Annotated in this window: 10 protein-coding genes; 1 reads left to right on the top strand and 9 read right to left on the bottom strand. The window is 54.3% G+C overall.

The annotated features are described in order from the left end of the window. Positions 1-71 precede the first annotated feature (71 nt). The 9 genes from GYK42_RS13200 to GYK42_RS13160 all read right to left on the bottom strand — a co-directional run bounded on the left by GYK42_RS13200 (position 72) and on the right by GYK42_RS13160 (position 12,341). On the bottom strand, positions 72-1,097 hold the full coding sequence (locus GYK42_RS13200) for a PoNe immunity protein domain-containing protein (protein ID WP_166447875.1): 1,026 nt from the start codon (positions 1,095-1,097) through the stop codon (positions 72-74). A gap of 36 nt (positions 1,098-1,133) precedes the next feature. Continuing rightward, the gene (locus GYK42_RS13195) at positions 1,134-1,517 is read right to left on the bottom strand and encodes a hypothetical protein (protein ID WP_166447874.1); all 384 of its coding nucleotides are present in this window, start codon (positions 1,515-1,517) and stop codon (positions 1,134-1,136) included. 274 nt (positions 1,518-1,791) lie between these two features. Continuing rightward, positions 1,792-2,817: a PoNe immunity protein domain-containing protein gene (locus GYK42_RS13190; protein WP_166447873.1), complete on the bottom strand. Its 1,026-nt coding sequence runs from the start codon at positions 2,815-2,817 to the stop codon at positions 1,792-1,794. Beyond that, the gene (locus tag GYK42_RS29070; protein ID WP_205711386.1) at positions 2,814-3,890 is read right to left on the bottom strand and encodes a type VI immunity family protein; all 1,077 of its coding nucleotides are present in this window, start codon (positions 3,888-3,890) and stop codon (positions 2,814-2,816) included. Before GYK42_RS29070 ends, GYK42_RS13190 begins: the two co-directional genes overlap by 4 nt. A 233-nt stretch (positions 3,891-4,123) precedes the next feature. Beyond that, complete coding sequence (locus GYK42_RS13180; protein WP_166447872.1) at positions 4,124-5,149, bottom strand: PoNe immunity protein domain-containing protein; 1,026 nt, start codon at positions 5,147-5,149, stop codon at positions 4,124-4,126. A 108-nt stretch (positions 5,150-5,257) separates the two neighbouring features. After that, positions 5,258-6,283: a PoNe immunity protein domain-containing protein gene (locus tag GYK42_RS13175; RefSeq protein ID WP_166447871.1), complete on the bottom strand. Its 1,026-nt coding sequence runs from the start codon at positions 6,281-6,283 to the stop codon at positions 5,258-5,260. A 107-nt stretch (positions 6,284-6,390) separates the two neighbouring features. Beyond that, the gene (locus GYK42_RS13170) at positions 6,391-7,416 is read right to left on the bottom strand and encodes a PoNe immunity protein domain-containing protein (protein WP_166447870.1); all 1,026 of its coding nucleotides are present in this window, start codon (positions 7,414-7,416) and stop codon (positions 6,391-6,393) included. Further along, complete coding sequence (locus tag GYK42_RS13165; protein ID WP_166447869.1) at positions 7,417-9,168, bottom strand: hypothetical protein; 1,752 nt, start codon at positions 9,166-9,168, stop codon at positions 7,417-7,419. Beyond that, positions 9,165-12,341: a type VI secretion system Vgr family protein gene (locus tag GYK42_RS13160; RefSeq protein WP_166447868.1), complete on the bottom strand. Its 3,177-nt coding sequence runs from the start codon at positions 12,339-12,341 to the stop codon at positions 9,165-9,167. Before GYK42_RS13160 ends, GYK42_RS13165 begins: the two co-directional genes overlap by 4 nt. Positions 12,342-12,563: 222 nt before the next feature. On the opposite strand from GYK42_RS13160, the gene GYK42_RS13155 reads away from it, so the two are divergent. Then, positions 12,564-13,169: a hypothetical protein gene (locus GYK42_RS13155; protein WP_166447867.1), complete on the top strand. Its 606-nt coding sequence runs from the start codon at positions 12,564-12,566 to the stop codon at positions 13,167-13,169. The last annotated feature ends 50 nt before the right edge of the window (positions 13,170-13,219 follow it).

Raw genomic sequence — 13,219 nt, 5'->3', positions numbered from 1 at the left:
AATCCAAAGGCTCGTACGGTGACGTAGCTCGACGCTGGGGCAGTCGCTGGCCGTGCGAGATGAAAAATTGGTTATTGTTCTTCACTCCAATGCCAGATGGTTTTACCGTATGCCGCATCATCAAAAACGGGCATGATTTGGCCTTGCGCGAAGTGGCTGCGGCTGTGTAATTTTGCCGGGGTTTCCCAGAAGCCAGTTTGAGGGCAGGGCTGGCTGCCCTCGACGCGCCCCTTGCACATTAGTGGTTCTGTGGCCAGACTGGTATATCGGTCATCTTTCCGCAGTTGGCGTGCATAATCGACCAAGTCCTTGGGATAGACCAGATGATCGATCTGGCTGTCGCCAAGGTCAAGTAAAAAAATTGTCGCACCTGCTTCAAATGCCCAGTAACCGTAATAGGGTGCGTAGCCTTCGTCCCGGATTCTCAGATGCCCGTTGTACCATCGTGGATGATTTTTCATAGTCGGATACCACTGTTTCAGGTATTGCTGAAGCAGGTCGAGCGCAGCTTTATCATCTTCCTCATAGAACACTTGCAATAGCGTGTCATAGGGCTTGCCGAGGATACAGGTGTCAAGTGCTTGCCCATCGTCCACATATCCGTCAATTAATTGCTCAAACAGGCCATCGCGGCCACAGTGGCTGCGTAGTAGGTGGCTGATGCGTTTGACGGACTGATGATCGCGCAGCAGGATGGTAATGCTGAGTAACTGCAGCGTGTCTTGGTAGTCGGAAAGAATGGAAAATTCTGGTGCTCCTTCATATTCGTACGGTCCAAACTCTGGAAGCTCAATTGCCATTTCCTGCTGATAGAGTTGATCAACCTCATTCCATTCTTCAAATTTATCGACGATGCCCCCTATGCGCAGCGCTAGCGAATCGATAGGCTCCCCGGCGGTATAGTCGAGCATCCAGAGCCAGAATGTTTCCAAATATAAAAGCTGGTGAGTCGTAGCATTTTGTTTCATTGTCTTAGCAATTTTTGCATTTTCAATTCCTCCTTCAATTAGCAAAAATTGATTTTTTCGTGTTTTTTTGTAAAGCTCTTCATACAGAAATTGTTGTCTGCGTCGCTGATGAAAAGGTAAATTTCCCATGGCTAGGTGCTTTTTTTCTAGGTAAAGATGGTCGGTTTATTTTTTCTTTTCTTTCTTGATGTTTTTTTGAGTACCGGAATTTTTCGTTTTACTTTTTTCTGCAAACCTACGAATGTCTTCTATGCGATCAATCGCAGTATGGTCGAAGATATCGCTTATGCCGTGAGTTTTCTTGTGTTTGTCATGTATCTTTATGTTGCAATGATCACATGATGCTAGCAACTCCAATGTCGCCTCAAGATGATCGACAACCCCAGGCGCTGCCGTTAATTTGAGCTTGCCGTTCGGGTGGCGAGCCGTCACCAATGGATTGGATAGCGCGGTGGTACCCAGCATCAAATACACCCAGCGGCCTTTTAAATTGCCGGGGGCTAGCATTGAGGGGCTATCGACACTGTTGCCTAGCCATTCTATGCCCATCTTTCAGGCGCGCATGCTGGTTGTACACGCTCTCGGTAAATTTGGCTTCGATGTAGTGATAGGTGGTCGTGTCGGTCTGCCAGATCGTATCGACGCCTGATAGTGTTACCTTGGCGAGATAATTCCTTGACCGGCGCGGTGCCGCCGTCACTGCTTTGGCAGTGCGAGTCGGCCACGTTGCAGCTGCGGGCAGGCCTCGCTGGCGTAGAATGGCTCCTCCGCTGACGCAGCTTTGCGTTGGGCCAGTCGCCGGCTGTGCGAGATGGAAAATTGGCTATTGTTCTTCAATCCGATGCCAGATGGTTTCACCGTATGCCGCATCATCAAAAACAGGCATCACTTGGCCTTGTTCAAAATGGCTACGGCTGTGTAATTTTGCCGGGGTTTCCCAGAAGCCAGTTTGGGGGCAGGGTTGGCCGCCCTCGACGCGTTCCTTGTGTATCAGTGGTTCTGTTTCCTGACTGGTGTAGCGGCCTTCTTCCCATAGTTTTCGCGCATAATCGACCAGGTCTTTGGGATAGACCAGATGGTCGATCTGGCTGTCGTCCAGGTCGAGTATAAAGACGGTCGCCCCCGCTTCGAAGGCCCAGTAGCCGTAATACGCGGCATAGCCTTCCTCGTTGATATTGAGATGCTCATCGTACCAGCGTGGATGATTTTTCATGGCCGGATACCACTGTTTCAAATACTTCTGGAACAGGGCTAAGGCAGAGTTGTCGTCTTCTTCATAGAATACTTGCAGCAGGGTGTTGTAGGGCTTGCTGATAATGCAGGTGTCCAGGTCTTGACTGTCCTCGACATATGCGCCTATCAATTGCTCGAACAGCCCATCGCGGCCACGGTGGCTGCGCAGTACGTGAATAATACGTCGCACTGAACGCTGATCGCGCAGCAGGATGGCGATGCTGAGCAGTTGTAGTGTGTCCTCATAGTCGGAAAGGGTGGAAAACTGCGGCGCACCCTCGTATTCATATGGCCCATCTTCTGGAAAATCGAGCGCCAATTCTTGTTGATAGAGTTGATCGACTTCATTCCACTCTTCAAATTTATCCACGATGCCTGCAATGCGCGGCGCCAGTGCAAGAATCGGCTCACCTGCCGTATAGTCGAGTATCCAGATCCATAACGCTTCCAGATACAAAAACTGGTAAATGACAGTTTGACTTTGTATTGATTCGGCCACTTTTTTGTTGTCAAGTTGACCTTTAATTAGTGAAAGTTGATTTTCTCGCGTTTTATGGTAAAGATCTTCGTAGAGAAATTTCTGCCGGCGCCGCACGTCGAACGGGGCGGTGATCATTGTTTTCCCGTCGTTTTTGCTGCTCGCTGGCGCAATTCGGCGCTGGGCCAGTCGCTGTCGGCGTCGAAGCGTCGCATCCAGCGTAACGAGTCGGTATCGTTGAAGCGTTCGTTTGGATCGCCGTCCCACTGGGCGCCGCTTAGCAGGCCCATATGATCATGACGTATTGGCTTGAGTAATTTGTTTAGTAATACCGGCAGCGCCGGGACACCATCTTCGACCGGATAAAGCGACGGTTCGTCGCCTAATTCAATCCACTGCCCCATGCCAAGTTCTTCTATTTTTATGTTCGGATGATTGAGGTTGAACTTAACTTGGTCACGGGTGATATCCAGTTTTTCGCGCCAGGTATCCGACAGCAGAAAGCCCCACGTGGGGGGGCGGATGCCTAGCGCCAGTTCACCGTGCATCCCGAGATAATCATCGATATCAAGCCCGTAGAAATGAGGTGTCAGAGCACGTTCCCAGACAGAGACTTCTGACCGGGAGCCATACGCCAACGGCGTCGCCATGGCAAAGCCGCTGTATACCTGCGCAGCATCAAGTATTCCAGCCGTTTGAAGGACAAATTGTCTCCAGGCGTCTTTATTTTCGAGCCACCATGACCAACGATAGTAAAACTGAATCGATGAATAGGTTCTGTTTGATGGCACCGCGTCGTCGTTCATATAGTTCCGAACTTTCCAAAAATATCCTGCCGTGGCAGGAGAGGAAATATGATTTTTCTGATCGGTAAAATTGAAGGCGAAATAGTCTTCTTTTTTTGTTTTTCGGGCAAATTCACGGAGATCTGGCAAACGTTTTGAGCCGTAAGGGTAAGGCCGTTCCGAATCGGGGTGCGTGCCAATAAGATAGGGGTTTCCCGTCAAGCGCTCAAATTGCTCATGTATATCCACCATTTGCAGTGATGTATCAAGATGATGCTTGCTGTCGTAGAGAAAATAAAAGCTGACAAAAGGGCTGACATTATGTGTGATCTGATCATTTCCATAAGATGAATTCGGCCACTCCCTGAGATCGGAGGCAAATCCTTTGATATCATCATTGTCAAGAAAACTGTCCGCTTCACTCATTTTTTCGCTTTCCACTGCGTCGTTTCTTCATGCGTTCAAGAAGCGCCACACCGTTAAGCCATAGGCGGCGTCCAGATTGCTCATGATCTCGCCCTGCTCAAATCGTCGGGTTTGCGGTGGAATGTCCAGCGCTTGCCATCGACCGGCCTGCGGGCAGGCCTCGCTGGCATAGGCGCACAATTCCAAAGCCTTGGCGCTGGGGCAGTCGCTGGCCGTGCGAGATGAAAAATTGGTTATTGTTCTTCACTCCAATGCCAGATGGTTTTACCGTATGCCGCATCATCAAAAACGGGCATGATTTGGCCTTGCGCGAAGTGGCTGTGGCTGTGTAATTTTGCCGGGGTTTCCCAGAAGCCAGTTTGGGGGCAGGGTTGGCCTCCCTCAACACGACCGGCCTTATTGATTAAGTCCGTATCCATGCTTGTGTAACGGTGTTCCGCGCGTAACTTGCAGCCATAATTGACCAAGTCCTTAGGGTAGACCAGATGATCGATAGCGCTGTCGTCCAGATCGAGAATAAAGACTGCAGCTCCGGCTTCAAATGCCCAATAGCCATAATAGCCGGCATAGCCCTCTTCGCTGATTCTAAGATGCTCGTCATACCAGCGTGGATGATCCTTCATTGCCGGATACCACTGTTGTAAATATTTTTTGAGCAAGCTGAGTGTGGCCGTCTCATCTTCTTCATAAAACACACGTAGCAAGGTGTCATAAGGGGCGCCAAGTACACAGGTATCGCGCTCGACGACGTTGTCGACATAAGCACTGATCAATTGCTCGAACAGGCCATCTTGACCGCGATGGCTACGTAGTACGTGAATGATACGTTGGACCGAACGCTGATCGCGCGCCAAAATGGCAATGCTCAGCAGTTGCAGCGTGTCTTCGTAGTCGGAAAGTGTCGAGAAATCGGGCGCCCCGGAATATTTATACGGACCATATTCAGGCAGCTTCAGCGCACACTCCTGTTGATACCTTTGATCCACTTCGTTCCACTCTTCAAATTTTTCCACGATATCGGCGATTCGAGGCACCAGTTGATCAAGGGCTATGCCTGCCGTGTAGTCAAGCATCCATATCCATAGTAATTCCAGATACAGGAAATGATGAACGGAGGAACTTTCACCTATCGAGTATGCATCCTTTCTGTTTTCTTCTCCTTCCCGGATCAAGGAAAGTTGATTTGTCTGTGTTTTTTTATAAAGTTCCTCATAAAGAAATTGTTGACGACGCCGTTCATGAAAGAGGCTATTTTTCATGGCGAAGTACCATTTTTCTTGTTTGGTGCAGATTTTTGCAAGATGTTGTCGGACATTGCGTTCAATGTAAATTCCTAACATTCTTGGCTGTATGAGATGAAATATTGGCTATTGTTGTTCACTCCAATGCCAGATGGTTTCACCGTATGCCGCATCATCAAAAACAGGCATGACTTGGCCTTGCTCAAAATGGCTACGGCTGTGTACCTTTGCTGAGGTTTCCCAGAAGCCAGTTTGGGGGCACGGATTTCCCCCTTCAACACGGCGGACATTGTGCTGCAGTTTCGTATATAAACTGGTGTAACGGTTTTCTTTACGTAATTTTCGCCCGTAGTCCACAAGGTCTTTTGGATAGACCAGGTGATTGATGTCGCTATCATCGAGATCGAGTAGATAGACTGTTGCGCCTGCTTCGAATGCCCAGTAACCATAATAACCGGAATAACCTTCCTCGTTGATATGCAAATGTTCATCATGCCAGCGTGGATGATCCTTCATGGCTGGGTACCATAATTTCAAATAACTTTTCAAAAGATTGAGCGTGGCACTTTCATCTTCTTCATAAAATACCTGCAGCAGCGTGTCATAGGGTTTTCCAAGAACGCAACTGTCTAGAGTTATTTCTTCTTCGACATATCCTCCAATTAATTGTTCGAATAAGCCATCTTGCCCACGGTGACTACGTAGTACATTAATGATGCGCATGACCGATTGCTGGTCTCGCAGTAAAATGGCAATGCTAATTAATTGAAGCGTATTTTCGTACTCAAAAAGATTGGAGAATTGCGGGGCACCGATATAGTCGTAAGGCCCAAATTCTGGAAAATCAAGTGCAGCATCCTGTTGAAATAATTGATATACATCGTTCCATTTTTCAAATGCATCAACAATGGCAGTCATGCGCGGAGCTAGTTCATGAATTGGGATGCCTGCGGTGTAGTCCAACATCCAGAGCCAAAATAGTTCGAGATGCAAGAACTGATAAATCGAATTTTTACTTTGCGTCGTACTTGCTACTTTTTCATTATCATGTCCTACTTTAATCAGGAGAAGTTGATTTTCCCGTGTTTTATTGTAAAGTTCCTCATAAAGAAATTGTTGCCGACGCCGTTCATGAAAGACGCTATTTTTCATGGCGAAGTACCATTTTTCTTGTTTGGTGTAGATTTCAGCATGACTTCTTTGGATTTCGGTTCACGGTAAGCAGCTAAAACGTTCGGTTGTGCGAGTTAGCCGGTTGATTATTGTTCTTTACTCCAATGCCAAATTGTTTTTCCGTATGCCGTATCATCAAAAACGGGCATCACCTGACCCTCCACGAAGTGACTGCGGCTGTTTAACTTTGCTGGTGTTTCCCAGAATCCGGTTTGCTGGCAGAGCTGGCCTCCTTCGATACGGCGGACACCCGTCGCATCCTCCCCATCGATACTCGTGTATCGATTTTCTTTACGTAACTTGCGCGCATAGTCAACGAGGTCTTTTGGATAGACCAAATGGTCTATGCCGCTGTCATCGAAGTCAAAAACAAAAACCATTGCAGCTGCTTCAAATGCCCAGTAACCATAATATGGCGCGTAGCCTTCATCGCTGATTCTGATGTGGCCGTTGTACCAGCGAGGATGGTCCTTCATCGCCGGGTACCATTGTTTCAAATAATTCTTGAGTAAATTTCGTACCGAATTTTCATCATCTTCATAAACTGTCTGCAGCAAGACATCGTACGGTTTGCCAAGTACGCAAGTGTCAATCGTGATCGAATCGTCCACATAGGCGCTAATCAGTTCCTCGAACAAACCATCCTGTCCACGGTGGCTGCTTAGTATGCGTATGATGCGATTTACCGAACGCTGGTCACGCAATAATATAGCGATACTTAGTAATTGCAGAGTATCTTCATAATCGGCAAGGTCGCCAAAATTTGGTGCTGCCCGATATTTATATGGGCCATATTCGGGATATTCCGATAATATTTCCTTCTGATGGATTTGATCGACTTCATTCCACTGCGCAAACTTGTCCACGATGTCAGACAGGCGTGGTGCGAGGTCCTCTATGGGCATGCCCGCAGTGTAATCCAGTAGCCAGATCCAGAAGTTTTCAAGATACAAAAAATTGTAAGCCAGACTGAGATCTGCCGCGGATTCAGCCGATTCCTTATTTTCCTGTTGGACTTTTATCAGTGCAAGCGAATTTTCCAGGGTTTTTTCATACAGTTCCTGGTAAATGAATTGCTGGCGGCGGCGATCATGCAACGGAATATTATGCATTTATTTCCCAGGCTTTCGTTTGGGGGACTTCGGTTTTTCCTGTTTATCTTTAGTTTTTTCTTGTCCCGCCGGTTTTTCGGAAGACAATTTTGTTGCTACTTCACGCAAATCTGCTACTCGATCAATTTCCAGATGGTCAAATTCATCAGTTATTCCATGCGTTTTTTTGTGTTTGTCATGTATTTTTATATTGTAATGGTCGTTTGATTTCATCAATTCCCATATTGCTTCCATGTGTTCGAAAATTCCTGGTGCGGCGTTTAATTTAAGTTTCCCTATGGGATGTGCTGCTGTAACAAATGGATTGGTCAGGGCGGCAGTTCCAAGCATCAGATATACCCAGCGGTTTTTGAAATTGCTGGACGTGACCATTGCAGGATTATTCGTGCTTTTGGTAATCCATTTTTTTCCCATCTGTGTTCCCTTTTTAGGCTCCCCAAGCAACGCCCATAAAGTTAATTGTCGGTCATTTAACGATGCCGGTGCACGCGGGATTTTCCCATTTGCCATATTCTTTTTCAGTCGCCCGTGCAGGCTGTACACGCTCTCGGTAAATTTGGCTTCGATGAAGTGATAGGTAGTCGTGTCGGTCTGCCAGATCGTATCGACGCCTGACAGCGTCACCTTGGCGAGATCTTCCGGCACCAGTTCGGTGGGCCGCTTGTGTTTGCTGTCGGGGCCGACAATGCGTGGATATTTGCTGCGCCATTGACCGTGGATGTTGCCATGCGGCCAGTCACCTGTTTTCTTGAGCACATGATCCATATGGTAGTAGTCTGCCATGTGCTCACCGACCAGTCCCCGCGGCCCAAATTTGATTTCTGACAGCAGTTCGCGAATCGGCCGCGACGTATTCTTGACCGGCGCGGTACCGCCGTCGCTGCTCTGGCGGTGCGAGTCGGCCACGGGTTTGTGTTCCTTTCCCTTGCCCGGCGAGTCCCGTTCTTTGGTTTTTGCTTTGGCATCCACGCCCTTGGTTTTTTTATCGGTGCTGATCGCGGGCGATTTGAACTGGGCGTTGGCGCTGTGCGGATGCGTGTTGCCTGGCTTGTGGTTGTGTCTGGCTGCCGTATTGGCGCCGGTGCCGGCGGCGACGGCGATTTTTTTTGCTGCCCATAACGCGTCTTCACCCAGCATGTCTTCGATCAAGTCCTGCAGCGCCTTGGCGCCTTGCGCAATGCCGGCTTTGAGCGGGCCGCGCACCGCTTCGACTTGCGGCTTCATGTCGCGCGCCAGATGCTGCAAGTCCGACGGCAGCCACCAATGGCTGGTCGACAGGTAGCTGAGCAATTGCACGCAGTTGTCCAGCGCGCTCATGGCCGTGCTGATTGCCAGTTGGGTGTTTTGCGCCCATTGGAAGGTTTTCAGGAATTTGATCGCGGCGCCCTTGCTCTTGCCCAGCATGGCTTCGATCATGACATTGCCGCCAGCGGCCGCCGCGCCAACCTCCTTGCGGTATTTGCGCAGCGGCTTGATGATGGTCTTGAACAGGCTGCCGACTTCCGGAATGCAGCCGAACGCCGCCAACGCCATGTCGACCCAGTCATCGCGGGTCGCGCGCGATACGCCTTTCCTGCCGACGCGGTAGATCATGCCCGAGACATCGCGCACGTCCATCACCTGGTCAACCACGGGGATCAGGGAAATGGCGCCGCCGACGATCATGGCGGCCTTGCCCTGGTCATCCTCGAAGTCGCCCAGGATCAGGTCCTTGAAAAACTCTACAATCTCATCGACAAAGTTCTGGCTCATGGTTGGGGGTCCGGTTTACTGGTTTTCCTGGCCGCTTCCAGCAATGCGGATGCCTGTTTCAGCTGCTGCCTCGCTTGCTGCAGACGAGGTTCCGCTACCAATGGCGGCGCCACCCAGTCGCGCTGGTCCTCGCCATATTCAATGTGATATGCGCCGGGAGGAATGTTTTCAAGACGGGCATGGCCCTTGTCGTTGAGTAATCCACTCAGTGACGTGCCATTGGCGAACGTGATTTTGTAGGGGGAGTTAATGACTGGTTCGAGATCGCCATAATGCAGGTTCAGTTCAACTGCCCGGCCCAGGTCGGCCGCATTCGGCAGCGCTGGCAAGGTGGGCTGGCTGCTTGCCGGCCCCGTCAATTCCTTCATGCTGGCCTTGAAATCGATCTTGCCCGGGCCATGCAGCATGATGTTGCCGCCTTCGAGGCGGATGTACGCGCCCTGGGCCGTCATCAGGATGTGCTGCTTGGCCGCCGCCGTGACGCTCTTGGCGGTGCTGCTGACGGTGATGGCCTTGTCCGCCGTCAGCCGTGTCGCATCGGACTGGCTTTGGCTGCTGACCTTGCCGCTGGCCGCATGCAGGCGGATGCCGGTTTCCTGGTTCGGCTTGTCCTTGCTGCTGGCCTTGCCGTAGGTGAACAGGCTGATGCCCTTGCCCAGCGCGTAGAAGCTGTTGCCCTGCGCGGCAAAGTTGAGATCGGCGCCCGCCGCTAGACTGCCATTGCCGCCGGCGACCAGCACGGCATTGGCCGGCGTGGTGGCGGCGATGCCTGACGGACTGGACAATTGCAGTTGCGGGTCGCTATACGCGCTGGCCTGGCCCTCGCCGCCCGCCGCCTGCTGGCCCTCGCTCTGACCTTGGGCTGCGGCGCGGCCAGCAGCCGTCGCACCCAGCACTTCGATGCTGTGCTGCATCTGGGCTAAGGCGGGGAGCTGGGCGGCCTGGGGCGGCGTCTCCGGCTGATCCGGCGTGGCGGCGGCAACTGGTGCGGCTGCGCCGGCAGCGTCCGGGCTGGGCATCTCGAGCGCGAAATGTTTCTGCGCCTGCTCAGCCAGCGAGGTCTGCAGTTGCAAGCTTTGCGTGATTTGCTCCAGCGCTTCCTGCGCATCCATCTGGCTGCCCGCGCCACCATTGCGGCCATGCGCCGACAGCAGCAGGCCCGCGCCTGCGCGCAGGGCGGCGCTGTGTTCCGTTTTCAGCTCGGCGCCAAAGCCGGCCGGCGCCAGCCGCTGGTTGTCGCTCTGGTGGCGCAGATGGCCCAGGTTCAGTTCGGCCGTGCCTTGATGCGGACCGGCGTGGCGCTGCAGGGCGACGCGGCCCTGGCCCGGGCTGTCGTCGAACACCAGCTGGCTGTAGGCGCCGCCGCCGCCCTGGCTCGTTTGCAATGCCTGCGTCTTGATGCCCGACAAGGCCGCCGGGTGGGCATGGGCGCCTGCCTGGCCGGGAAACCAGGCGGGTGCATTGCCCGTCGCCGCGCCCGTACCCTGGGTGACCTGGTTGTTTTGCGCATCTTCCTGGCCGCGGCCGTTGTACAGCGTGCCGATGACGACGGGGCGGTCGATATTGCCCTCCAGGAAGTCGACCAGCACTTCCTGGCCCACGCGTGGCAGGGCGTTGCTGCCCCAGTTGGCGCCGGCGACGGGCGCCAGCGGGGTTGCCACCCGCACCCACGTGCCGGCGCTGTCGTCGCCGGGCGCGCCCGTGTGGCCGTCGGCGGCCGGATGCGCGAGCCGGCTATGGCTTTGTGCACCCCGCTGCCAGTGAAATTGCACCTTGATGCGGTGGTCGCGGTCCGTATGCAGCTGGGCGCCGGCCGGGCCGACGACGATGGCGGTCTGCTGCCCCATGATCCTGGGTCGCGGATGCAGCAGCTGGCCGTGGTCGTTGGCATAGGTGCTGCGGTAGGGAACCTTGCTGCGGATGGCGTCGATGCGGTTGCGGTAGGGCGGGCGTTCGCTGATGGCGTCGCCGACGGCATGCAGGCTGCCGGCCGCTTCGTCGCCGATCAATGCTTCCAGCAAGCCCCGGCCGAAGCGCTGCAATAGTCCGCCACCGAGCTCCGCATCGAGATTGTTATGCATCAGGTGCACCGTGCGGGTGACGAGGAAGGTCGTTGCGTCGGCGTCGCCCGCCGCGTCCGTTTGCGCCTGGCCGCTCAGGGTAAACGTGGTGCCGGGCGCCAGGGTGCGCACGGTGCCGGCGCCAACAAACACTTCCTTGGCCGCCGCCAGCGCTTGCAGCTGGCGTTCGGCAAGGCGTTGGCCGTGTTCGCGCGACGGGTAGGCATAGGCGCCGGGGGCGTCGCGGCTGACCAGTGCCATCGTCCCGTCGCTGGCGCCGGCGGCGCTGATGGGGCGCTGGCCCAGCGTGCGGTAGTCCCAGCTGGACAGCTCGATGCCGTTGGTTTGCTGGCGCAGCTGCATGCGCCAGCGGTCCATCGTGTCTTGCGGCATGACGGCGCCTGGCTGGCTGTAGGCGACGCTGGACTGGACGTTGGGCTTGAAGCTGCCGTTGTGGTCGGCGATGACGAGGGTATGGCTGCCCAGGCTGGCGCTGCCCGCGTCGCCCGTGTGTTCGGCATAATAAAACAGGCCTTCCTCGCTCATCAGCCGTTCCGCAAAGGCCCAGTCGCTTTCCTGGTACTGGCTGCAGATGCTGCGTTTCGGATAGGCCGCGCGGTCGAGCAGGTCGAAGCGCCAGGCTGGCGCCAGCATGCCCTGGCCCTGGTAGCGGGCAAAGACGACTTCGAGGATGTCGGGTACCGCCAGGTCCTGGAAGACGCGGCTGTCGCGGCCGTGCGCCAGGAAGGCCGTCCATGGCTGCATGGTCAGGTTATAGCGGGCAAAGCCGCCGTTCGCCCCCGCCAGCTCGGCCGCGGTGACATGGCCATGGAAAGGGCGCCAGTTCTCGGCGCCGGCGGCCGTGCGCAATTCCAGCAGGATGGGCTGGCCGATCAGCGACTTGAGGGGAATGGCCGCATCGAGCGACAGGGCGGCGATGTGGAAGACATAGCCCAGTCCCAGGCCTTCCTCGCCGCGTACGCATTCAGCCAGCAGCTTGTCCGGGCCCAGCGGCGTGCTCAGCTTCAGCAGGCGCGTGGCCTGGCTGTAGCCGTTGGCGACGGGTGCTGCACCGGCTGACGACGAAGCGCTTGCTTGGACCAATTCGGACATGGATTGGAACTCCGTGTGGCGAGATGAGTGTGCTTGCAATTAATTCAATGATTTACTTATAAGATTACACCTTAGAAATAGTGATTTAACAAGCGCGATTCAATTGAATCGTGCGCCAGGGCCTGTCGTTCGGTGCCGTGTGGGCTGTTTTCTCCCCATCAGGTACAGTGCTGATCTTGCCAATTCCACCATTGAGAAAATTGTGCAACAACCGGAGCAAGAATGAATACGATGCAATGCGTGGCCGCTGCCGCGCTGTGTGCCAGCCTGTCGCCCGCCATGGCGGCATCCACCCCGGCCGCACCGCCGTTCCTTGACGTGCTCGTTTCTCAGTACGCCAGTTGCGTCAAGCCTGCCTATCATCAGGCCAACCTGCTGGTGCAGGACGGGACGGGGCGCTACCAGATCGACGTCAAGGGCGAGGCCTACACGGTCGAACTGCAGGAACGCATGGGCTTTTCGCTGCAGGCGGGCATAGGCGGTCCCGTGGCGGCCGTCGTCAAGCTCGACCGTCCACCCACGGGGCAGTTCGAGGAACAGGCGCGCTGGCGCGAGCGCTGGCTGCGCGACGTGGCCGAACGCAGCGGCGTGGCGCTGGACGAGCGGTCGCTTGCGGGCGGCGGGCGCCTGCTGGCCGTGAACAAGGGCGAGATCAAGGGTAACTATGTGGGGCAGTCCCTGCTGATCGATCCTGCACGGCAGTTGTTCATCGATATGGCGTGGCCGAACACGCTGGACATCTATCGTGGTCCCGACGGCCTGCGGCATGTGCGGCAGGTGCAAGACGACGTCTGGCAGCGCCTGCTGTCTTGCCCGCCGACTGCGTGACGCTGGCGGCCACCGCATACCCCTACTGCACGCACGCGCATAGACAAATA

The organism is Janthinobacterium lividum (genome assembly GCF_011601275.1).
Classification (GTDB): domain Bacteria; phylum Pseudomonadota; class Gammaproteobacteria; order Burkholderiales; family Burkholderiaceae_D; genus Janthinobacterium; species Janthinobacterium lividum_E.
The sequence above is the reverse complement of the archived record's forward strand: the minus strand, read 5'-3'. Positions and strand labels throughout refer to the sequence as shown.

Excerpts from the sequence above, each read along its gene's own strand:
- GYK42_RS29070 (WP_205711386.1), bottom strand. The coding sequence starts at position 3,890 with ATGAGTGAAGCGGACAGTTTTCTTGACAATGATGATATCAAAGGATTT.
- GYK42_RS13200 (WP_166447875.1), bottom strand. The coding sequence starts at position 1,097 with ATGGGAAATTTACCTTTTCATCAGCGACGCAGACAACAATTTCTGTAT.
- GYK42_RS13180 (WP_166447872.1), bottom strand. The coding sequence starts at position 5,149 with ATGAAAAATAGCCTCTTTCATGAACGGCGTCGTCAACAATTTCTTTAT.
- GYK42_RS13170 (WP_166447870.1), bottom strand. The coding sequence starts at position 7,416 with ATGCATAATATTCCGTTGCATGATCGCCGCCGCCAGCAATTCATTTAC.
- GYK42_RS13175 (WP_166447871.1), bottom strand. The coding sequence starts at position 6,283 with ATGAAAAATAGCGTCTTTCATGAACGGCGTCGGCAACAATTTCTTTAT.
- GYK42_RS13165 (WP_166447869.1), bottom strand. The coding sequence starts at position 9,168 with ATGAGCCAGAACTTTGTCGATGAGATTGTAGAGTTTTTCAAGGACCTG.
- GYK42_RS13195 (WP_166447874.1), bottom strand. The coding sequence starts at position 1,517 with ATGGGCATAGAATGGCTAGGCAACAGTGTCGATAGCCCCTCAATGCTA.
- GYK42_RS13160 (WP_166447868.1), bottom strand. The coding sequence starts at position 12,341 with ATGTCCGAATTGGTCCAAGCAAGCGCTTCGTCGTCAGCCGGTGCAGCA.
- GYK42_RS13190 (WP_166447873.1), bottom strand. The coding sequence starts at position 2,817 with ATGATCACCGCCCCGTTCGACGTGCGGCGCCGGCAGAAATTTCTCTAC.
- GYK42_RS13155 (WP_166447867.1), top strand. The coding sequence starts at position 12,564 with ATGAATACGATGCAATGCGTGGCCGCTGCCGCGCTGTGTGCCAGCCTG.